Below are 20,703 nucleotides of genomic sequence, written 5' to 3' on the forward strand. Positions count from 1 at the left end.
GTTTTGGGGAATCAGTTAACCGGCAACGCAATAATTTGCGCGGTGGTCAGCACCGAGCCGAAAGTGTCTTCAATTTCCGCCAGCGCCGAGTTGTGCAACTCATCCTTGGTTACCGAATGGCCATCGGCGCGGGTAATCGCCCGGGTGGCACTGGCATCGGATGCTACCACAACGTCATAACCCAACGGCGCGGCGTCCCGGGCGGCGCCGGCGACACAGGCGTGGGTCATCAGGCCACTGATAATCAGAGTCTTGACGCCGGCCTTCTTTAATTGCGCATCCAGGTCGGTGCTGGCGAATACGCTGACGGTGGTCTTCTGCACGAGCGTGTCTTGCGCACGCGGCTTCATCAGCGGGTGAAAATCAACGGTCTTGCCGTTCTTGGCGAATACCGCCGCGTCATCCGGGGCGATGTGCTGCACGTGAATGACCTGGATTTTTTCTTTGTCAGCGAATTTGATCAGGCGCTGGGTGTTTTCCAGAGCCTTCATGCCGTCCGGGATCGGCATGCGGCCGGTGAAGTATTCATTCTGGAAGTCGATTACCAGCAGGGCGGTGGTTTTCGGGTCCAGGCGTTCTGTGGGTTTGGCACCCAACATGGCGCGAATGGTGGGCTGCTGATTCGCGGCGGTGTCGGCGGCGACCGCGTAGTGGCCGAACCCCATCATCATGCCGAGGCCCACCAGTGTGGACTTGAGCATGGCAGGTAATGAGCGGACGGGATGAGTGGCAATAGCAAGGGTCATGGTGCGAGTTCCTGAGGTGAGTAAATTGACGAGGCCCAGTCTAGGAGACCGTCATCACCGCACCAACGCACTAATCAGCACAATATTTGTTTGGAATTCGCACAAGCAGGCTAACCAACGGGCAAAAAAAATCCCCGTATCTTTCGATACGAGGACTTTTAATATGGTCGGGGTAAGGGGATTCGAACTCCTGACATCCTGCTCCCAAAGCAGGCGCGCTACCGGACTGCGCTATACCCCGGTAAAAAAAAGGCGACCTTTCAGTCGCCTTCTTCGATCAGTGCTTTTGGCCTCTGATCTTAAGATTCGATTCCAGCGTTAACTGGTCTCAAAAATGGTGGGTCGTGTGGGATTCGAACCTACGACCAATTGGTTAAAAGCCAACTGCTCTACCAACTGAGCTAACGACCCAAAAATGGTCGGGGTAAGGGGATTCGAACTCCTGACATCCTGCTCCCAAAGCAGGCGCGCTACCGGACTGCGCTATACCCCGGTTTTGAAATTGGCTCCGTGACCAGGACTCGAACCTGGGACCCAATGATTAACAGTCATTTGCTCTACCGACTGAGCTATCACGGAACTGCATATTTCAAATGTACAACTTTTACTGCTTTGTAACCTTCTCTTCGACCCGTCCGTATCGCTACGTTCATGTCTCTGAGGCGCGCTATTCTACAATCTTAAAAACCCCTGTCAACCCTTTAAATTGCTTTTAAGACAATGATTTGCGCTTCTTTCTGATTTCTTCTTGGGGAGAAGAAACCCGTGGGCTGACGTTGCTGCGGGGCGCACTTTACAAGCCTTTGCCTTACAGTTCAACGCCCTATCGAAAAAAAAGGCCCCGCAATGCGAGGCCTCCTCTTATAACCATACAGTCTGGGCTTAGTGGAAGACGATTTCGTCGTTTTCCACCGTGGCCGCGACGCTGGTCCCCGGCATGAAGCTGCCCGACAGGATCAACTGCGCCAATGGGTTCTCGATCCAGCGCTGGATCGCACGTTTGAGAGGCCGTGCGCCATACACCGGGTCGTAACCCACCGCGATCAGCTTGTCCAACGCCTCGCTGCTCAGTTCCAAGTCCAGCTCGCGTTCGGCCAGGCGGCTGCGCAGGCGGCCCAACTGGATCTCGGTGATGCCCGCTATCTGATCCCGCGCCAAAGGCTCGAAGATCACCACTTCATCGACCCGGTTGATAAATTCCGGGCGGAAGTGCGAGGTCAGCGCATCCATGACGGCAGCACGCTGCGCCTCACGATCACCGACCAGTTCCTGGATTTGCGAGGAGCCCAGGTTGGAGGTCATCACGATCACCGTGTTGCGAAAATCCACCGTACGCCCGTGGCTGTCCGTCAAGCGGCCATCTTCCAGCACCTGCAGCAAGATGTTGAACACATCCGGGTGGGCCTTCTCGACCTCGTCCAGCAAGATCACCGAGTAAGGCTTGCGCCGCACGGCTTCGGTCAGGTAACCGCCCTCCTCGTAGCCCACATAGCCTGGTGGGGCGCCAATCAAGCGCGCCACGGAGTGTTTCTCCATGAATTCGGACATATCGATCCGCACCATGGCCTCTTCGGTATCAAAGAGGAACTCAGCCAAGGCCTTGCACAGCTCGGTCTTACCCACGCCGGTCGGGCCAAGGAACATGAACGAGCCGCTCGGACGGTTCGGGTCGGACAAGCCGGCCCGGGAACGGCGTACCGCGTTGGACACCGCCACCACCGCCTCTTCCTGGCCAATAACGCGCTGGTGCAACAGGCTTTCCATTTTCAGCAGCTTGTCGCGCTCACCTTCGAGCATTTTCGACACGGGGATGCCGGTCCACTTCGAGACGACTTCGGCGATTTCTTCCTCCGTCACCTTGCTGCGCAGCAACTGGTTCTCACTTTTACCGTGCTGATCGACCATTTGCAGGCTGCGCTCCAGGTCCGGGATCACCCCGTACTGCAACTCGGCCATGCGGTTCAGGTCGCCTTTACGCCGCGCGGCTTCAAGTTCCTGACGGGACTGCTCGATCTTTTGCTGGATCTGCGCAGAACCCTGCACCTCGGCTTTCTCCGACGTCCAGATTTCCTCGAGGTCCGAATATTCACGCTCCAGGCGCAGGATTTCTTCCTGGAGTTTTTCCAAGCGTTTCTTCGCCGCCTCATCCTCTTCCTTCTTCAGCGCCTGGGATTCGACTTTCAGTTGAATCAGGCGCCGATCCAGGCGGTCGAGCACTTCCGGCTTGGAGTCGATCTCCATGCGAATGCGGCTGGCCGCTTCGTCGATCAGGTCAATGGCCTTGTCCGGCAACTGACGGTCAGTGATATAGCGATGGCTCAATTTGGCCGCCGCAATGATCGCGCCGTCAGTGATCGCCACCTTGTGGTGGACCTCATAGCGCTCTTTCAGGCCACGCAGGATCGCGATGGTGTCTTCTTCACTCGGTTCTTCCACCAGTACTTTCTGGAAACGACGCTCAAGGGCTGCGTCCTTTTCAATGTACTGGCGGTATTCGTTGAGCGTGGTCGCACCAACGCAATGCAACTCACCCCGAGCCAGGGCTGGCTTGAGCATGTTGCCCGCGTCCATCGAGCCTTCGCCTTTACCGGCGCCGACCATGGTGTGCAGTTCGTCGATAAACAGAATGATCTGCCCGTCCTGCTTCGACAGCTCATTGAGCAGGGATTTCAGGCGCTCTTCGAACTCGCCACGGAACTTGGCACCGGCGATCAGCGAGCCCATGTCCAAAGACAACAGGCGCTTGCCTTTAAGGCCGTCTGGCACTTCACCATTAATGATGCGTTGGGCCAAGCCTTCGGCAATCGCGGTTTTACCCACGCCAGGTTCACCGATCAGCACCGGGTTGTTCTTGGTGCGGCGTTGCAGCACTTGGATAGTGCGACGAATTTCGTCGTCACGGCCGATCACCGGGTCAAGTTTGCCTTCTTCAGCGCGCTTGGTCAGGTCAACCGTGTATTTATCCAGAGCCTGGCGCGACTCCTCATGGTTGGGGTCATTCACCGCTTCGCCGCCGCGCAGGTTGTTGATGGCGTTTTCCAAGGCTTTCTTACTCACGCCCTGGCCCAGCAACAATTTGCCAAGCTTGCTGTTGTCGTCCATTGCGGCGAGCAGCACCAGTTCGCTGGAAATGAACTGGTCACCTTTCTGCTGGGCCAGGCGATCCGCCTGGTTGAGCAGGCGCGCCAAGTCCTGCGACATGTTCACGTCGCCGGTAGGGTTTTGGATTTTCGGCAGTTGGTCGAGCTCTTTGCTCAACTCCTTGCGCAGGCTGTTGACGTCAAAGCCCACTTGCATCAGCAAGGGCTTGATAGAACCCCCTTGCTGCTCCAGAAGCGCCTGCATCAAGTGCGCAGGCTCGATGGCCGGGTGGTCAAGGCCCACCGCCAAGGATTGAGAGTCAGATAAGGCCAATTGCAATTTGCTGGTTAAACGATCAATACGCATTAGTCACCTTCCTTTTGAGCAGGCCGGAGCTATTACGAGCGAGCTCGCTCGCGAGAACACATCCTGAATGAAGAAACCTGCCAGATACCCCTATAGATGGGGTGGATTCTGCAAGATTCAAGCGATCAATGGTCGATATGGACCAGGGTTGACCCAGATCAAGAGAGTCTAGCGGTCAAGCCAGATCAGGGAGGCAAACCGACCGGTGCGAGGGCTGCGGCGGTAAGAAAAGAAGCGCGGATCAGTCACGGTGCAGAAACCGCCACCATATACAGCGGTGACACCGCGCGCGGCCAGGCGCAGGCGTGCCAACTGGTAGATGTCGGCCAAGTACTTGCCGGAGTTGTGGCTTGGAACGAAGGCTTCGGCGGTAATCGGCAGTGGCTGCATGAAGGCTTCACGCACTTCCGGGCCAACTTCAAAGGCTTGCGCGCCGATTGCAGGGCCCAGCCAGACCAACACTTCGCCGGGTTCGGTGTTCAAGCTTTCAAAGGCTGCGTCCAATACGCCTGCTGCCAGCCCGCGCCAACCGGCATGGGCGGCCGCCACGCGAGTACCGGCACGGTTGCAGAACAACGCGGGCAGGCAATCGGCGGTCATTGATGTGCAGGCAATCCCAGGCGTGCTGGTCCAGCTGCCATCGGCTTCGGCGATGCGCGACGGGTCAGCCTCGACCACGGTTGTCCCGTGGACTTGGCGCAGCCACGCAGGCTGAATATCAAAGGCATCGGTCAGACGACGGCGATTCTCAAGGACGGCCTCAAGGCTGTCCTCGACATGATCGCCCAGGTTAAGGCTGTCGAACGGCGCCAGACTGACGCCGCCCGCACGGGTGGTAACGCAGGCTTTCACCCCGGCCGGCGCGGGCCAGTCAGGAATCAGCCAGTCACTCATCCGATAAACGCCTCGCGATCCTGCTTGAGCAGCGACAACAACCAGACCAGATCGTCCGGAAGAGGCGATTCCCAGCTCATCCGCTTACCACTCGTCGGATGATCCAGCTCCAGGAAACGGGCATGCAGTGCCTGGCGCGGGAAAGACTTCAGCGATTCAACCATGGTCTGGCTTGCCGCCGGCGGGATACGGAAGCGACCGCCGTAGGCCGGATCTCCGACCAACGGGAAGTTAATGTGCGCCATGTGCACGCGAATCTGGTGCGTACGACCGGTTTCCAGCTTAACCCGCACGTGAGTGTGGGAGCGGAAACGCTCGAGTACACGGTAGTGGCTGACGGCCTGCTTGCCGCCCTCCATTACCGCCATACGCTGGCGCTGCTGGCCGTGGCGGCCGATAGGGGCGTTGATCTTGCCACCTGCCACCACCACGCCGATCACGATGCACTCGTAGATCCGGCTGACGCTACGGCTTTGCAATTGTGTGACCAACTGCGTCTGGGCCTGGATAGTCTTGGCCACCACCATCAAACCGGTGGTGTCCTTGTCCAGGCGGTGCACGATGCCGCAGCGCGGAACATTGATGATGTCCGGCACGTGGTGCAACAGGGCATTGAGCAAGGTGCCATCAGCGTGCCCGGCTGCCGGGTGAACTACCAGGCCTGCGGGTTTATTGATGACCAGGATGTCGTCGTCTTCATAGACGATATCCAGCTCGATGTCCTGGGCGACCCATTCTCCCTGGGCTTCCTGCTCGGCAGTCAGCTCAAGAATCGCACCGCCATGGACTATGTCTCGCGGGCGGATAACCGCTCCATCCACAGTCAGGCGGCCGTCTTTGATCCAGGCGGAAAGGCGCGAGCGCGAGTGCTCAGCGAATAATTGTGCGGCGACTTGATCGAGGCGTTGGCCGCCCAATTCGGACGGCACCTCTGCGCGAAGTTCAATTTTATCGGACATGCTCAGACTAGGCGTGGCACAGCCTTTGGTTTCGGCTGCGCGCTTGTGGTTAAATACGGCGTCTTTTGCCCCGAGGCTTTCAACGGGGCGCTCATCATAACAGGACGGCCCCGCCCAAGACAGCGGCCGTCATAGGGACGCAAGCCGCCATGCAAGTGAAACACCTGCTGCTGATCGCCATCCTCGCCATGACTGCTGCTTGCTCGTCAACAAAGGAAGTCGTCGACGAAAACCTGAGCGAAGTCGAGCTGTACCAACAAGCTCAAAAAGACTTGGACAATAATAGCTACACCAGCGCCACAGCGAAGCTGAAGGCCCTGGAGTCGCGCTATCCGTTCGGGCGCTACGCCGACCAGGCACAGCTCGAGCTGATTTACGCCAACTACAAGAACGCCGAGCCTGAGGCTGCCAAGTCTGCCGCCGAGCGTTTTATCCGGTTGCACCCGCAGCACCCGAACGTGGACTACGCCTACTACATGAAGGGCCTGACCTCGTTCGACCAGGACGTTGGCCTGCTGGCGCGCTTCCTGCCGCTGGACATGACCAAGCGTGACCCGGGTGCTGCCCGCGACTCCTACAATGAGTTCGCCCAGCTGACCAGCCGCTACCCCAACAGCCGCTACGCGCCGGACGCCAAGCAGCGCATGATCTACCTGCGCAACCTGCTGGCTTCCTACGAAATTCACGTAGCCCACTACTACCTGACCCGTCAGGCGTACGTCGCTGCCGCCAACCGTGGCCGCTATGTCGTGGAAAACTTCCAGGAAACCCCATCCGTGGGTGATGGCCTGGCAGTGATGACCGAGGCTTACCAGCGCCTGCACCTGGACGCCCTGGCGACCACCAGCCTGGAAACCCTGAAACTCAACTACCCGGATCACCCAAGCCTGAAGGACGGCCAGTTCGTGCCTCAGGTTGCTGAAGCGGACAACCGTTCGTGGCTGAGCAAGTACACCTTGGGCCTGATTGAATCCCGTCCACCGCTGCCGCCGGGCGAAACCCGCGCCAACCAGGACGTGATGAAGCAGTACCAGGACGCCAAGGACGCTATTCCTTCGGACCTCAAGCCACATGACGAAAACGGCGATGTGATCGAAGAGCAGGAGCCACAGGCCCTGGGCAACAACCAGGACCGCTCGTGGTTCAGCTACATGACGTTCGGCGTGTTTGACTGATTGCATCCGGCGTCATCAAGAAGGAGCCTCTCGAGGCTCCTTTTTTATTGCCGAGTATTATTGCGCTGTGCGCCTGCTGCCACCTTGGCTAAACTGGCGCATTCCTTGTCGAGAAACTGCCCATCATGCTTCGTCTACTGTTCTGGATTGCCGTTATTGCTGCCGCGGTATGGTTCTGGCGCAAATTCAAAAGCCCGGCCGCCAAGCAGCAACGCGCCAGCGAACCCGACGCCGCTTTGATGGTGCGCTGCGCCCACTGCGGCGTACACCTGCCGCAGGATCGCGCACTGAGCTCACGCCAAGAGTGGTATTGCACCCAGGCGCACCTGGAGCAAGGGCCGAAGTCTATTCAGCGGTGATCCGACCGGCGGGCGCATAGGCCGCCGGATCAATGATCGGTGTACGCCCCAGCAACAAGTCGACAAACAACTGGCAGGATGCCGGTGCGAGTACCAAGCCATTGCGGTAATGCCCGCAATTGAGCCACAACCCTTTTACGCCTGGAACCTCGCCGATGTAAGGGATACCTTCCGGCGAGCCGGGCCGCAAACCAGCCCAGTGACCCACAACCTCGGCGCCCGCCAACGCGGGAATCAACTCCACAGCTGACGCTTTGAGGCTTTCCAACGCCGATTCGGTCGGGGTCTTGTCGAACCCTTCATGCTCCAGCGTACTGCCGATCAGAATGTGCCCATCACGCCGAGGGATCGCATAGCGTCCTTTGGCCAGCACCATGCTCGACAAGAAATCAGACGCACATTTGTACAAAATCATTTGACCTTTGACCGGTTCCACAGGGAGCGACAAGCCCAACTTGCCCAGCAGTTCCCCGCTCCAGGCTCCAGCGGCCAACACGACCTGATCTCCGAGGATCGGCCCCACAGCTGTATTCACGCCCACGACATCTGCGCCCTCATGAACAAACCCGTGCACCTCGCACTGCTCATGAATAGTCACGCCAGGTAACGCCAACAGCGCCGCCTTAAGGGATTTAACCAGGCGCGGGTTGCGTACATTGGCCACGTCCGCCATGTAGATCGCCTGGGAATACCCGCCTCCCAGCGCCGGCACCGCATCGTGGGCAGCCGACACATCCACTTTACTCAATGGCCGGCCTTCACGGGCAGCCCAGGCGAGTGCCTCGGCCTCATCCTCCAGGTCCAGCCAGTACAAACCCGTGGTATGAACCTCCGGATCAACACCCGTGGCGGTAAACAACCGCTGCGCCAGTTGCGGATAAAAATCCTGGGACCAATGCGCCAGCGCAGTGACCGCCGGGCTGTAGCGCCACGGATACAGCGGCGACACGATGCCGCCGCCCGCCCAGGACGACTCCTGCCCAAGCCCCGAGCGCTCCAGCAGAATGACTGCCTGCCCCTGGATGGCCAGGTTGTAGGCCGTCAACAACCCGATTACTCCGCCACCGACAATCACCACTTGCTGTTGCTTAGCCATCATTTGATCCAGCCGATAAAAAGGGAAAAGCGTAACCGGCGCCCATTCATCCAGCACCCTCATCATTGCCCCCAGCACGCCTTGCGCGACATCTCAGGTGATGCGCCGGGATTGCTACGCACGCCGGAGCTGGTCAGGCTGAAGGCAACGCAAGGGTCATCCGCCATGACTGAGCCAACGACAGGCGTGGCCAGCAGGCTGAATGCCTGAGGGTTCAATGCAGCGCTGATTCTATAGCGATCATTGCCCTCACTGACGCCGCTTGCATCAATAAAAGTACCGTTGCGCGTGTAAAAGCGTTCCAGGTAGTGGACTTGCTCGGCCAACAACGCAGCGATTTCTGCGCGATAGACTTTTTTTACATAACCGGTATACGCGGGGTAAGCGATCCCGGCCAGAAACGTGATGATCGCTACAGCGATCAGTAACTCGACCAGGGTAAACCCTTGGCAATCCTTGCCCATTGTTACGCTCCTCATTGAAGTTGCCGCCATAAAACCCGACGAAATCCCGCGCCTACCTCTTCGCTCACCTGTGCATACACCGCCTCCAGAACCGTACGCGATTGGCCACTGAGCCCCACTGCTGTCACGCGGTACAACGAGGCTGGTGTTGCTGGTGGCAAACCCGCCAGCCCCGCTCCCTGCCCCAGCGATTGGACCGCATACAGGCCACCCTTCAAGGCAATCCAGTTGACTGTTGAAGCAGGGTTCGACCCGGCGCCCACCACCGAAAACGATTCCTGTGGCGGTGCGCAGGCGCTGATTGATCGGCACAACGGCAGCCCGGCCCCGGCGTGCAGGGCTGTCGACTCCCCCAGCGTCAGGCCGCTTTCGGCACTTTGAAATGATTGATTGCGATGCCAGACGCCGCCGGCAATCTTTTGCTGGGACACAGCACCTTGCATCGAGGCCATGCCGATCAGTGATAACACCAACAAAAACACCAGGCTGATCAGCAGGACCATGCCCTTCTGCCGCAGGTAAAACCCGTGAAAACTCAGCATAATTACCCTACCCCAACCGATTACGCAGCGCGGCCACGACACTGTAGGCCTGGTCCTTGACGCGCCCGGTCGGGTCTCGCAGTGTCATCTGGATACGCACACTGCGTATCAGCGACTCATCCACCGGGCTGACGTCATAGCGCACCACGCGAGTCGAACCGGTGTTGGCCGCCACGCCAAAACTGATCTCGAACACCTGTACGTTATCCACCAGCACCGTCTTGGCTGGCGCTGCAGGCGTACTGACCTTCAACTGACCGGCTTCAAAGGTGTAGGTGAGCTGGCGTATCGCGAACCGAATCTGGCCAGGCGCCGGTGGCGGCGAGTTCCCCAAATAGGCTTGGGCTGTGCCAATGCAATCAGAGAGCACCGTCCAGTCAGGTTTGCCACCCTCGGCTCCCGAATCGGCCGTGACCACCGTGAGTGACTTGGAACTGCCCGTGGCACTCCAGCCAATCGGTCGATCAAAGGCTGGCGGTGCGTTTTCGATATAGGCCGTCGCCAGGCAACCGAACATACCCGCCTGGCGAACATCCTGAATCATCTTACCCAGCACAAACCGCGCATCATCCTGCAGCAACATAGCGGCCTGCTGGCTGGCGTGAGTGGTTCGAGCGCTGACGACGACCTGGCTGACTCCGAGGATCAACACCAGCCCGACCGCCAGCGCCAGCAACAACTCCACCAGGCTGAAACCCTGTGCGTAGCGATTCATTGCGCCACCGCCAAATCACCGGCAATGCGACTGGTGAGGGTGAAGGTTTCCCGCGCACCGCGGGCGTTCGCTCCCCTGGCGTCATCCCAACTGACACTGACGGTCACTACGCTGCCACTGACCACCACGGAGCCTTTGCCGCTCGTACCGGCAAAACCGACGATATTGGCTTCAAAATCATGCAGGTCCAGGTCACGCACGCTGGCGCTGGCCGTATTGAGTGGCGGGCCTTCGGTTCGACCCCATGAGTAATCCGCGCCAGCGTTGGCACGAACTCGGTCCAGCATGTCGTAGGCAATGAAACTGGCCTGGCTGATCATCCTTGAACTGTCGGTGTACTTGAGTGCATTGAGCTGGATTACCGCAGCGCCCAGCAGGCCAACCGCGAGAATAAGCACCGCTACCAGCACCTCGATCAGGGTCATGCCGACTTGGTGCCGGGGCAAAGCGCAGACAGGGTGTGTATTGGGGCGAGCAAGCATTACCGTCGTCATCCGTGTCGAAGGCCGGAAAAAAGCAGGAGAAACCTGCTGTGCGGCCCAAGACTAGCGCCAGTTTTTGACTGGCGCTGCTCCCGGAACAAAGGGAAATACTTTGGACATAAAAGCCATCATTCAGCGCCAGAAGCAGCGCGCTATACCTATGCCTGTCACCTGAAACATTGAACACGTCCACGGAGGGACGGCCTATGAAACAGCGCGGCTTCACCCTGATCGAACTGCTGCTCAGCCTGGCGCTGAGCGGCATCCTGGCGAACCTGGCGGTACCGAGTTTCAGAGGTTTGCTTGAATCGCAGCAACGACAAACAGCGGCGCAGTCGCTGGCCAGCGGCCTGCGCTACGCACGTACCGAGGCTATCGCACGCAATCGCGCGGTGGTCATTCATGCCCGGGAAGAGGACTGGGGCCTGGGTTGGAGAGTGATCGTGGACGAAAGCGGGCGCGGCCACCAGGACGACAAAAACCCCGTGCTGCTGGAACGACAGGGCAGCGGGCAAATACCGATAGTAGGGAATGGGCCGGTCAAGAGCCAGGTACGCTTCAGCGGGTTGGGCGAACCGATATTTTCAGCAGGTGGTTTCCGCGCAGGCACTGTGCATGTGTGCGACACGGGCCAGGCGCAAAGCCTGTTTCAGGTAGTTCTTGCCCCCAGCGGGCGCATCAGCCTGCGCAGTGACCCAACCGAGCAGGCGTTGTGCCGGAGTGCCTCCGGCACCTTGGGGCTTAAAGCAGCGAGCGAACCCGCAGCTCCTTCGGCATCGAGAACGTGATGTTCTCTTCACGGCCGGCCAACTCATCGGCACCGGTTGCCCCCCAGGCCTGCAGCTGTTGGATCACACCGCGTACCAGGACTTCCGGTGCTGAAGCGCCCGCCGTAATGCCGATGCGCTCGACACCGTCGAACCAGCTGCGCTGCATGTCTTCGGCACCGTCAATCAGGTACGCCGGGGTGGCCATGCGCTCTGCCAATTCGCGCAAGCGGTTGGAGTTGGAGCTGTTCGGGCTGCCGACCACCAGCACTACATCGCACTCATCGGCCAATTGCTTGACCGCGTCCTGGCGGTTTTGCGTGGCATAGCAGATGTCGTCTTTGCGCGGGCCGCCGATGGCCGGGAAGCGCGTGCGCAGGGCATCGATTACCCGGCTGGTGTCGTCCATCGACAAGGTGGTCTGCGTGACAAAGGCCAGCCGCTCAGGGTTTTGCACCTGCAGGTTGGCGACGTCTTTTTCGTCTTCCACCAGGTAGATGGCGCCGCCATTGCTGGCGTCGTATTGGCCCATGGTGCCTTCGACTTCCGGGTGACCGGCATGGCCGATCAGGATGCATTCACGGCCGTCGCGACTGTAACGCGCAACTTCGATGTGCACCTTGGTCACCAGTGGGCAGGTAGCGTCGAATACTTTCAGGCCACGGCCGGCAGCTTCAGTACGCACGGCTTGGGAAACGCCGTGGGCGCTGAAGATGACAATAACGTCGTCTGGCACTTGGTCGAGTTCTTCGACAAAGATAGCGCCGCGCGCGCGCAGGTCTTCAACCACAAATTTGTTGTGGACGACTTCATGGCGCACGTAAATCGGCGGCCCGAAGACTTCCAGGGCGCGATTGACGATTTCGATCGCCCGGTCCACACCGGCGCAAAAGCCACGGGGGTTGGCGAGTTTGATTTGCATGCTGTGCCTCGTGTCTTGCAGGGCAAGAAATTGGATCATTGCAACCGCAGGCGCGGCTGGTCTCTATTTAACAACACGAATCAAATGTGGGAGCGGGCTTGCTCGCGAAAGCGGTGTGTCAGCCAACATATTTACTGAATGTGCCTCAGCATTCGCGAGCAAGCCCGCTCCCACACTTGCTATGTTTCGTCAGTTAGAGCGCTTTAACGTCGAAGATTTCAACGTCAAACGTCAAGGTTTTACCGGACAACGGGTGGTTGAAGTCGATGGTCACTTGCGCGTCATCGAAGGTTTTCACCACACCGGGCAGCTCGGTATTCGCCGCATCGTTGAAGATCACCAGCAAGCCTTCCGACAGGTCCATGTCCTGGAACTGCGAACGCGGGATGATCTGCACGTTTTGCGGGTTGGGTTGGCCAAAGGCATTTTCCGGCAAGATCTGCAGGGTACGCTTGTCGCCAGCCTTGAAACCGAACAAGGCCGCTTCAAAACCCGGCAGCAGGTTGCCGTCGCCGACCTTGAAGGTCGCCGGGGCTTTATCGAACGTGCTGTCGACCGTGTCGCCATTCTCCAGGCGCAGTGCGAAATGCAAAGTGACTTCCGTGTTCTGGCCGATGCGTTGCTCAGCCAATACCTGATCAGTCATTGACGGTCTCTCCGGTTTTCTTACTTTTGAACATGTCCAACGCCAGCATGATTGCACCGACGGTGATGGCGCTGTCGGCAAAGTTGAACGCCGGGAAATACCAACGGTTCTGCCAATGCACCAGGATAAAGTCGATCACATGGCCCAGGGCAATGCGGTCGTAAAGGTTGCCCAACGCGCCACCCAGCACCAAGGCCAGGGCGATGGCCAACCAGGTGTCATCGCGGCCCAGGCGTTTAAGCCAAACCACCAGTACGGCGCTGACCACCACGGCGATCAGGGCGAACAGCCAGCGCTGCCAGCCGCCACCATCAGCGAGGAAGCTGAAGGCGGCGCCGGTGTTGTAAGCCAGGGTCCAGCTGAAGTAGTCGGGAATAACCACGATCTGCTGGTACATCTGTAAGGCGCCTTCGAAGTGAGCCTTGCTGAGCTGGTCAATGACCAGCACCAGCACGCTCAGTACGAGCCAGCCCAGACGTCCGAAACGACCGGCTGCATTAGGCATAGTGGCGAACCTCACCGGCACCGCTGATGTTGTCGACGCAACGACCGCAGATTTCCGGATGCTCAGGGTTCACGCCAACGTCTTCACGGCAGTGCCAGCAACGCGCGCACTTAGGAAAGGCCGACTTAACCACTTTGAGCTTGAGACCCGGTACTTCGGTAGCTAAGGCATCCGCTGGCGCCTGGGCAAACGGTGCCAGGCTTGCGGTCGAGGTGATCAACACAAAGCGCAGTTCGTTGCTCAGCTTGGCCAGGTCGGCGCTCAGGCCTTCCTCGGCAAACAGGGTGACTTCGGCCTGCAAGTTGCCGCCAACGGCCTTGGCCGCGCGCTGCACTTCCAGCTCCTTGTTCACCGCAACTTTGACGGCCATCACGCCTTCCCAGTACTCGCGGCCCAGTTCGAAGTCTGCTGGCAATTCGGTCAAACCTTCGTACCAGGTGTTGAGCATCACCGACTCGTTACGCTCGCCCGGCAGGTACTCCCACAGCTCGTCGGCGGTGAAGGCCAGGATCGGTGCGATCCAGCGCACCAGCGCTTCAGAGATGTGATACAGCGCGGTCTGCGCCGAACGGCGCGCCTTGCTGTTGGCGCCGGTGGTGTACTGGCGGTCCTTGATGATGTCGAGGTAGAAACCACCCAGCTCCTGCACGCAGAAGTTGTGGATCTTGGAGTACACGTTCCAGAAGCGGTATTCGCCGTAGTGCTCCTGCAACTCGCGCTGCAGCAACAGGGTACGGTCCACGGCCCAACGGTCCAGAGCGAGCATGTCCTCGGCCGGGAGGATGTCGGTGGCCGGGTTAAAACCGGTCAGGTTCGACAGCAGGAAGCGTGCGGTATTGCGGATACGGCGGTAGGCATCGGCGCTACGGGCCAGGATCTGATCCGACACAGCGATTTCGCCCGAGTAATCGGTCGAGGCCACCCACAGACGCATGATGTCGGCGCCCAAGGTGTCGTTAATTTTTTTCGGCTCGATCACGTTCTTCAGCGACTTGGACATCTTGCGACCCGTCTCGTCGACGGTGAAGCCGTGGGTCAGCAGTTCGCGGTACGGCGCGTGGTTGTCGATGGCGCAACCGGTCAGCAACGACGAGTGGAACCAGCCACGGTGTTGGTCCGAGCCTTCCAGGTACAGGTCGGCGCGTGGGCCGGTCTCGTGCCCCATCGGGTGCGAGCCGCGCAGCACGTGCCAGTGGGTGGTGCCGGAGTCGAACCACACGTCGAGGGTGTCGCTGATCTTGTCATACAGCGGCGCCTCGTCGCCCAGCAGTTCGGCGGCGTCGAGCTTGAACCAGGCTTCAATGCCTTCCTGCTCAACGCGCAGGGCCACTGCCTCCATCAGTTCGACGGTGCGTGGGTGAAGTTCGCCGCTTTCCTTGTTCAGGAAGAACGGGATTGGCACGCCCCAGTTACGCTGGCGGGAGATGCACCAGTCCGGACGGTTGGCGATCATCGAGTGCAGGCGCGCCTGGCCCCAGGCCGGGACGAACGTGGTGTCTTCGATGGCTTTGAGCGAGCGCACACGCAGGGTGTCGCCGCTGACCGGCTCTTTGTCCATGCCGATGAACCACTGCGCGGTGGCGCGGTAGATCAGCGGGGTTTTGTGGCGCCAGCAGTGCATGTAGCTGTGCTTGATGGTTTCGGTGTGCAGCAGTGCACCGACTTCACGCAGTTTGTCGATGATCGGCTCGTTAGCCTTGAAGATGAACTGGCCGCCGAAGAACTCCAGCGATGGCGCGTATACGCCATTGCTCTGCACCGGGTTGAGGATGTCATCGTTGACCATGCCGTAGGCTTTGCAGGTCACAAAGTCGTCAACGCCGTAGGCCGGTGCGGAGTGAACCACACCAGTACCCGAACCCAGCTCAACGTAGTCAGCCAGGTACACCGGCGACAGACGGTCATAGAACGGGTGACGGAAGTTGATCAGCTCCAGCGCGGTGCCGGTGGTGGTGGCGATCACCGAACCTTGCAGTTCGTAGCGAGCCAGGCAGGCCTCGACCATTTCCTCGGCCAGCACCAGCAGGCGATCACCCACATCCACCAGGGCGTAGGTGAATTCCGGGTGCACGTTCAGCGCCTGGTTGGCCGGGATGGTCCACGGGGTGGTGGTCCAGATCACGATGGCAGCCGGTTTGCTCAGGCTTGCCAGGCCAAAGGCCTCGGCCAGCTTGGCGTCGTCAGCGATCGGGAAGGCCACGTCGATGGTCGAGGACTTCTTGTCTTCGTACTCCACTTCCGCTTCAGCCAGGGCCGAACCGCAGTCGAAGCACCAGTTCACAGGCTTGAGGCCCTTGAACACAAAACCGCCTTCGACGATTTCAGCCAAGGCACGGATTTCACCGGCCTCGTTCTTGAAGTTCATGGTTTTGTACGGATTGTCCCACTCGCCCAACACACCCAGGCGGATGAATTCGGACTTCTGACCTTCGATCTGCTCAGTGGCGTAGGCACGGCACAGTTCGCGAGTTTTATCCGCGCCCAGGTTCTTGCCGTACGTCACTTCGACTTTGTGCTCGATCGGCAGGCCATGACAGTCCCAGCCCGGAACATAAGGCGCGTCGAAACCCGACAGGGTTTTCGAGCGCAGGATCATGTCCTTGAGAATTTTGTTCAGCGCATGACCGATGTGAATCGTGCCGTTGGCATAAGGAGGGCCGTCGTGCAGGACGAACTTCGGACGATCCTTGCCAATTTCGCGCAACTTTCCGTACAGGCCAATACTGTCCCAGCGCTGCAGGATCTGCGGTTCGCGCTGTGGCAGGCCGGCCTTCATTGGGAAGGCGGTGTCCGGAAGGTTTAGCGTGGCTTTATAGTCGGTCATTTAAGGCTCTTCGGTTAGCGATGGGCGCTAGGTGCGGCTAGTGCACGGGCGGCGGCGACATCCGCATTGATCGCCGTTTTCAACGCCTCAAGCGAGGCGAAACGCTGCTCTTCACGCAGCTTCTGGTGGAAAACCACCGTCAAACGCCGGTCATACAAATCACCGGCAAAATCTAAAAGATGAACTTCCAGGTGGGCCTTGCCATCACCCGCAACCGTGGGTCTGACGCCTATATTGGCGACTCCCGGCCACGATTGGCCGTCGATGTCGACACTCACCAGATAAACCCCGGTAAGCGGCACACGACGGCGCTTGAGTTGCACGTTGGCGGTTGGCGTGCCCAGTTGGCGCGCCAGCTTCTGGCCGTGCAGTACCCGCCCGGCAATGCGGAACGGGCGACCGAGCAAACGCTCGGCCAGGGCGAAGTCGGCAGCGGCCAGGGCGTTACGCACCTGGGTACTGCTCACGCGCAGGCCGTCCAGTTCGACGGTTTGCGCGGCTTCGACGGTAAAACCTTGATTCACGCCGGCGTGCTGCAGGAAGTCGAAATCGCCGACGCGGTCGCAACCGAAGCGGAAGTCGTCGCCGACCTCCAGGTGCTGCACGCCCAGGCCATCCACCAGGATACGGTCGACGAACTCGGCAGCGCTGAGGCTTTGCAAGCGCTGGTTGAAAGCCAGGCAAAGCACACGGTCCACACCCTCTTCGGCCAGCAGCTGCAGCTTATCGCGCAAGCGGGCCAGACGTGCCGGCGCCGTTTGCGGGGTAAAGAATTCCCGCGGCTGTGGCTCAAAAATCACCACGCAGCTGGGCACGCCCAACTCGACCGCACGTTCACGCAGCCGGCCCAGGATAGCCTGGTGGCCACGGTGAACACCGTCAAAGTTGCCAATAGTGGCGACGCAGCCCCGATGCTCGGGGCGCAGGTTGTGGAGACCTCGAACCAGCTGCATAACGCGCTTCTTGCTCATAAAGTGGTCGATTATAACCACACCCGGCCCCGGACGACAGGCAACAGCGCAGGCCAAGTGGATCGAATCGATAAAACAACCGTTTTATCGCAGCAAAGTCTCTAGCTTAGCGACCTGCGATTGAAATCCCGCAGGCGGAAGCCCTGCAGCAACAACATCCCGAAGTACACCACCACACCGGCCACCACCAATACGCCCAAGCGCAGGAACCGCTCCAGCATATGGCCTTGGTCCCAGGCCGGCATAAAGTGCATCAGACCAAGCAATACTGCCGACATGGCTGCCACCGCCACCACCAGCTTGAGCGCAAACATGCCCCAACCTGGCAGCGGCTGGAACATCTGCTGCTTGCGCAGTTGATAAAACAACAGGCCGGCATTGATGCAGGCACCGGCACTGATGGCCAGGGCCAAACCGGCATGGGCCAGCGGGCCGATAAACGCCAGGTTGAGCAGTTGCGTGACGATCAGGGTGAAAATCGCGATTTTGACCGGCGTGCGGATGTTTTGCTGGGCATAGAAGCCTGGGGCCAGCACCTTAATCACGATAATGCCGAGCAAGCCGACGGAATAAGCCACCAGCGCGTGCTGGGTCATCAATGCGTCATGTGCGTCGAATTGGCCGTATTGGAACAACGCGACCGTCAGCGGCTCGGCCAGAATCCCCAGCGCCAGCGAGCACGGCAGCACCAGCATAAAGCACAGGCGCAAGCCCCAATCGAGGATGCGCGAGTACTCTTGGCGGTCCTTGCTGGCATAGGTGCGCGCCAGGGTCGGCAACAAAATCGTGCCCAAGGCTACGCCAAGCACGCCGGACGGCAGCTCCATCAGACGATCGGCGTAATACATCCACGAAACCGAGCCCGAGACCAGCAACGAGGCGAATGCGGTATTGATGATCAGGGAAATCTGGCTGACCGAAACGCCAAGGATCGCCGGCAGCATATTGCGCATCACGCGCCATACGCCCGTGTCCTTGAGGTTGAGGCGCGGCAGTACGAGCATGCCGATCTTTTTCAGGTGCGGCAGTTGGTAGAGCAATTGCGCCAGGCCACCAGCCAGTACGGCCCAACCCAGCGCCATTACCGGCGGGTCGAAGTACGGCGTGAGGAACAGCGCGAAAATAATCATGCTGACGTTCAGCAGCGTCGGCACGAAGGCCGGCACCGAGAAGCGGTTCCAGGTGTTGAGGATCGCCCCGGCCAGGGATGACAGGGAAATCAGCAATATATAAGGAAAGGTCACCCGCAGCAGGTCAGTGGTCAGCGCGAATTTTTCCGGCGTGTTGGCAAAACCAGGCGCCGTGGCCCAGATCACCCAGGGCGCAGCGAGCATGCCGGCGATGGTCACCAGCATCAGTACCAAGGTCAGCAGGCCTGAGACATAAGCAATAAATGTGCGGGTCGCTTCCTCGCCCTGCTGAGTTTTGTATTCGGCCAGGATGGGTACGAACGCTTGGGAAAAAGCCCCCTCAGCGAAGATCCGCCGCAGCAGGTTGGGCAGCTTAAAGGCAATAAAGAACGCATCAGTGGCCATGCTGGCGCCAAAAATGCGCGCCAGCAGGGTGTCACGTACGAACCCCAAAACCCGGGAGATCATCGTGATAGAGCTGACGGCAGCCAACGATTTGAGCAGATTCATTGAAAGAGTTTGCGCCTATAGATAAAGAGCAGGCGAACAAAGCGCCCACTTATGCGATACTGCGCGCCTGCAACAGCACAGAGCCAAAGCTCGCGAGTTTACAGGTCAAGCGCCGGAAATAAATCACCCGCCTCTTCAGATCGACCACTCAGCAGTTCGCATCAGCCGCCCTTGACAACCCATCAAGTCATCGGCATGATTCGCGGCCTATTTTGTTTGCTATTTCCTAAAAAGTCTTTCGAGGAGCTCGACGGTGGCCAACACACCTTCCGCCAAAAAACGTGCAAAACAGGCTGAGAAGCGTCGCAGCCACAACGCCAGCCTGCGTTCCATGGTTCGTACCTACATCAAGAATGTAGTTAAAGCCATCGACACCAAAGACGCTGAAAAAGCCCAAGCTGCTTACGTTCTGGCCGTGCCAGTTATCGACCGTATGGCCGATAAAGGCATCATCCACAAGAACAAGGCCGCTCGTCATAAGAGCCGCCTGAATGGCCACATCAAGGCTCTGAACGTCGCTGCAGCAGCCTAAGTGGTAACAACTGCCACGTGACCCAGGTTACGTAACAGTTAAGAAATGCCCCGTACCGAAAGGTCCGGGGCATTTTTGTTTGCGCTTAGAAAGCCACCTTCGAGTGAGCGGGCTTATTGTGGCGAGCTCGATTTACTTTTCAGGCACCCAAAAAAACGCCCCGAACCAGTCGGGGCGTTTTTGCGAGCAACTGATTAAACCATCAATCAGTGCTGATGACCGCCTTCACCGTGAACGTGGCCGTGGGCCACTTCTTCTTGGGAAGCGTCACGGATGGCAACGATCTTCACTTGGAAGTTCAGGCGCTGGCCAGCCAGTGGGTGATTACCGTCGACCGTCACGTCGTCGCCGTCCAGATCACGGATGGTGACGATCTGCATTTGGCCGTCCGGCGCGGAGGCGTGGAACTGCATGCCCACCTCCAGCTCGTCAACGCCTTCGAACATGCTGCGGCTCAGGGTGCTGACCAGTTCGGCGGAGTATTCGCCGTAGGCATCTTCAGGTTCTACGGCGACGGTCAGTTCGTCACCGACGTTCTTGCCTTCCAGAGCCTTTTCCAGGCCAGGGATGATGTTACCTGCGCCTTGCAGGTAGACCAGCGGCGCGCCGCCGGCGGAGCTGTCGATGACCTCACCAGCGTCGTTGGTCAGGGTATAGTCGATGGAGACAGCCTTGTTAGCGGCGATCGTCATGGGGCGAGACCTTTTGCATAAGAATGAAGAACGGACAAGTCTAAACAAGGATTTGCCCGAAAGCGAACACAACCCGGACAGACGGGGTCGATCAACGGCATCCTTCATCATTGGGTTCCACCAGGACGAAGACCAACACTGGGTCGCCGAGCTGTCCTGCGGCCACACCCAACACCTGCGCCATCAGCCGCCCTGGCAGTCCCGCGCCTGGGTACTCGACCCCGCGCAACGCCTGGAAAAAATAGGTCAACCCTTTGCGTGCGGCTGGTGTGCGCAAGAGCGCGAATAACGATAACCTTGGTGCCTGATTCCCGGTAGGTGCTCA

General features: G+C 59.2%; 21 protein-coding genes and 4 tRNA genes. 5 read left to right on the forward strand and 20 right to left on the reverse strand.

Going from position 1 to position 20,703, the window contains the following annotated elements; genetic code table 11:
* Positions 1 to 11: 11 nt before the first annotated feature.
* From E0F99_RS06795 to rluD, 8 genes are all read right to left on the reverse strand, one after another.
* Positions 12 to 746 carry a cysteine hydrolase family protein gene (locus E0F99_RS06795; protein WP_083360210.1) on the reverse strand — a complete coding sequence of 245 codons (735 nt, stop codon included), beginning with the start codon at positions 744 to 746 and terminating at the stop codon, positions 12 to 14.
* A 164-nt stretch (positions 747 to 910) separates the two neighbouring features.
* Positions 911 to 987, reverse strand: a tRNA-Pro gene (locus E0F99_RS06800).
* Positions 988 to 1,081: 94 nt separating this feature from the next.
* Positions 1,082 to 1,157, reverse strand: a tRNA-Lys gene (locus E0F99_RS06805).
* Positions 1,158 to 1,162: 5 nt separating this feature from the next.
* Positions 1,163 to 1,239 (reverse strand) — tRNA-Pro (locus E0F99_RS06810).
* 10 nt (positions 1,240 to 1,249) lie between these two features.
* Positions 1,250 to 1,325 (reverse strand) — tRNA-Asn (locus E0F99_RS06815).
* Positions 1,326 to 1,628: 303 nt separating this feature from the next.
* Positions 1,629 to 4,193 carry an ATP-dependent chaperone ClpB gene (clpB, locus tag E0F99_RS06820; protein WP_083360211.1) on the reverse strand — a complete coding sequence of 855 codons (2,565 nt, stop codon included), beginning with the start codon at positions 4,191 to 4,193 and terminating at the stop codon, positions 1,629 to 1,631.
* Positions 4,194 to 4,361: 168 nt separating this feature from the next.
* Positions 4,362 to 5,087: a peptidoglycan editing factor PgeF gene (gene pgeF, locus E0F99_RS06825; protein WP_083360212.1), complete on the reverse strand. Its 726-nt coding sequence runs from the start codon at positions 5,085 to 5,087 to the stop codon at positions 4,362 to 4,364.
* The gene (gene rluD / locus E0F99_RS06830) at positions 5,084 to 6,046 is read right to left on the reverse strand and encodes a 23S rRNA pseudouridine(1911/1915/1917) synthase RluD (RefSeq protein WP_005784662.1); all 963 of its coding nucleotides are present in this window, start codon (positions 6,044 to 6,046) and stop codon (positions 5,084 to 5,086) included. Before rluD ends, pgeF begins: the two co-directional genes overlap by 4 nt.
* A 149-nt stretch (positions 6,047 to 6,195) precedes the next feature.
* On the opposite strand from rluD, the gene E0F99_RS06835 reads away from it, so the two are divergent.
* Together E0F99_RS06835 and E0F99_RS06840 are read left to right on the forward strand one after the other, a co-directional pair.
* Complete coding sequence (locus E0F99_RS06835) at positions 6,196 to 7,221, forward strand: outer membrane protein assembly factor BamD (protein WP_083360213.1); 1,026 nt, start codon at positions 6,196 to 6,198, stop codon at positions 7,219 to 7,221.
* 125 nt (positions 7,222 to 7,346) lie between these two features.
* The gene (locus E0F99_RS06840; RefSeq protein ID WP_010213250.1) at positions 7,347 to 7,580 is read left to right on the forward strand and encodes a PP0621 family protein; all 234 of its coding nucleotides are present in this window, start codon (positions 7,347 to 7,349) and stop codon (positions 7,578 to 7,580) included.
* Here the strand turns inward: E0F99_RS06840 and thiO are convergent.
* The 5 genes from thiO to pilV form a co-directional block, all read right to left on the reverse strand.
* Complete coding sequence (thiO, locus tag E0F99_RS06845; RefSeq protein WP_083360502.1) at positions 7,567 to 8,676, reverse strand: glycine oxidase ThiO; 1,110 nt, start codon at positions 8,674 to 8,676, stop codon at positions 7,567 to 7,569. The two genes, E0F99_RS06840 and thiO, sit on opposite strands and share 14 nt — an antisense overlap.
* Positions 8,677 to 8,738: 62 nt before the next feature.
* Positions 8,739 to 9,140, reverse strand: coding sequence for a type IV pilin protein (locus E0F99_RS06850; RefSeq protein WP_083360214.1), 402 nt, complete (start codon positions 9,138 to 9,140; stop codon positions 8,739 to 8,741).
* 11 nt (positions 9,141 to 9,151) lie between these two features.
* On the reverse strand, positions 9,152 to 9,682 hold the full coding sequence (locus E0F99_RS06855; protein ID WP_083360215.1) for a pilus assembly PilX family protein: 531 nt from the start codon (positions 9,680 to 9,682) through the stop codon (positions 9,152 to 9,154).
* Between the two features lie 7 nt (positions 9,683 to 9,689).
* Complete coding sequence (locus tag E0F99_RS06860) at positions 9,690 to 10,397, reverse strand: PilW family protein (protein WP_083360216.1); 708 nt, start codon at positions 10,395 to 10,397, stop codon at positions 9,690 to 9,692.
* Positions 10,394 to 10,879, reverse strand: a complete 486-nt coding sequence (gene pilV, locus E0F99_RS06865; RefSeq protein ID WP_083360217.1) for a type IV pilus modification protein PilV — start codon at positions 10,877 to 10,879, stop codon at positions 10,394 to 10,396. Before pilV ends, E0F99_RS06860 begins: the two co-directional genes overlap by 4 nt.
* Before the next feature lie 206 nt (positions 10,880 to 11,085).
* On the opposite strand from pilV, the gene E0F99_RS06870 reads away from it, so the two are divergent.
* Positions 11,086 to 11,667, forward strand: coding sequence for a GspH/FimT family pseudopilin (locus E0F99_RS06870; RefSeq protein WP_083360218.1), 582 nt, complete (start codon positions 11,086 to 11,088; stop codon positions 11,665 to 11,667).
* Here E0F99_RS06870 and ispH read toward each other — a convergent pair.
* From ispH to murJ, 6 genes are all read right to left on the reverse strand, one after another.
* The gene (ispH, locus tag E0F99_RS06875) at positions 11,621 to 12,568 is read right to left on the reverse strand and encodes a 4-hydroxy-3-methylbut-2-enyl diphosphate reductase (protein ID WP_083360219.1); all 948 of its coding nucleotides are present in this window, start codon (positions 12,566 to 12,568) and stop codon (positions 11,621 to 11,623) included. The two genes, E0F99_RS06870 and ispH, sit on opposite strands and share 47 nt — an antisense overlap.
* A 193-nt stretch (positions 12,569 to 12,761) precedes the next feature.
* Positions 12,762 to 13,199, reverse strand: coding sequence for an FKBP-type peptidyl-prolyl cis-trans isomerase (locus E0F99_RS06880; protein WP_173667163.1), 438 nt, complete (start codon positions 13,197 to 13,199; stop codon positions 12,762 to 12,764).
* Between the two features lie 7 nt (positions 13,200 to 13,206).
* On the reverse strand, positions 13,207 to 13,719 hold the full coding sequence (gene lspA, locus E0F99_RS06885; RefSeq protein WP_083360221.1) for a signal peptidase II: 513 nt from the start codon (positions 13,717 to 13,719) through the stop codon (positions 13,207 to 13,209).
* Complete coding sequence (gene ileS, locus E0F99_RS06890) at positions 13,712 to 16,543, reverse strand: isoleucine--tRNA ligase (protein WP_083360222.1); 2,832 nt, start codon at positions 16,541 to 16,543, stop codon at positions 13,712 to 13,714. Before ileS ends, lspA begins: the two co-directional genes overlap by 8 nt.
* Positions 16,544 to 16,557: 14 nt before the next feature.
* Complete coding sequence (ribF, locus tag E0F99_RS06895) at positions 16,558 to 17,496, reverse strand: bifunctional riboflavin kinase/FAD synthetase (RefSeq protein ID WP_083360223.1); 939 nt, start codon at positions 17,494 to 17,496, stop codon at positions 16,558 to 16,560.
* A gap of 119 nt (positions 17,497 to 17,615) precedes the next feature.
* Complete coding sequence (gene murJ, locus E0F99_RS06900) at positions 17,616 to 19,154, reverse strand: murein biosynthesis integral membrane protein MurJ (RefSeq protein ID WP_083360224.1); 1,539 nt, start codon at positions 19,152 to 19,154, stop codon at positions 17,616 to 17,618.
* A gap of 253 nt (positions 19,155 to 19,407) precedes the next feature.
* On the opposite strand from murJ, the gene rpsT reads away from it, so the two are divergent.
* Positions 19,408 to 19,686, forward strand: a complete 279-nt coding sequence (gene rpsT / locus E0F99_RS06905; RefSeq protein WP_003171647.1) for a 30S ribosomal protein S20 — start codon at positions 19,408 to 19,410, stop codon at positions 19,684 to 19,686.
* A gap of 206 nt (positions 19,687 to 19,892) precedes the next feature.
* Here the strand turns inward: rpsT and E0F99_RS06910 are convergent, their stop codons facing one another.
* Positions 19,893 to 20,378 carry an FKBP-type peptidyl-prolyl cis-trans isomerase gene (locus E0F99_RS06910; protein ID WP_016976314.1) on the reverse strand — a complete coding sequence of 162 codons (486 nt, stop codon included), beginning with the start codon at positions 20,376 to 20,378 and terminating at the stop codon, positions 19,893 to 19,895.
* On the opposite strand from E0F99_RS06910, the gene E0F99_RS06915 reads away from it, so the two are divergent.
* Complete coding sequence (locus E0F99_RS06915; protein ID WP_083360225.1) at positions 20,377 to 20,667, forward strand: DUF3565 domain-containing protein; 291 nt, start codon at positions 20,377 to 20,379, stop codon at positions 20,665 to 20,667. The genes E0F99_RS06910 and E0F99_RS06915 overlap by 2 nt on opposite strands.
* Positions 20,668 to 20,703 lie beyond the last annotated feature (36 nt).

The organism is Pseudomonas antarctica, assembly GCF_900624995.1.
GTDB classification, from domain to species: domain Bacteria; phylum Pseudomonadota; class Gammaproteobacteria; order Pseudomonadales; family Pseudomonadaceae; genus Aquipseudomonas; species Aquipseudomonas antarctica.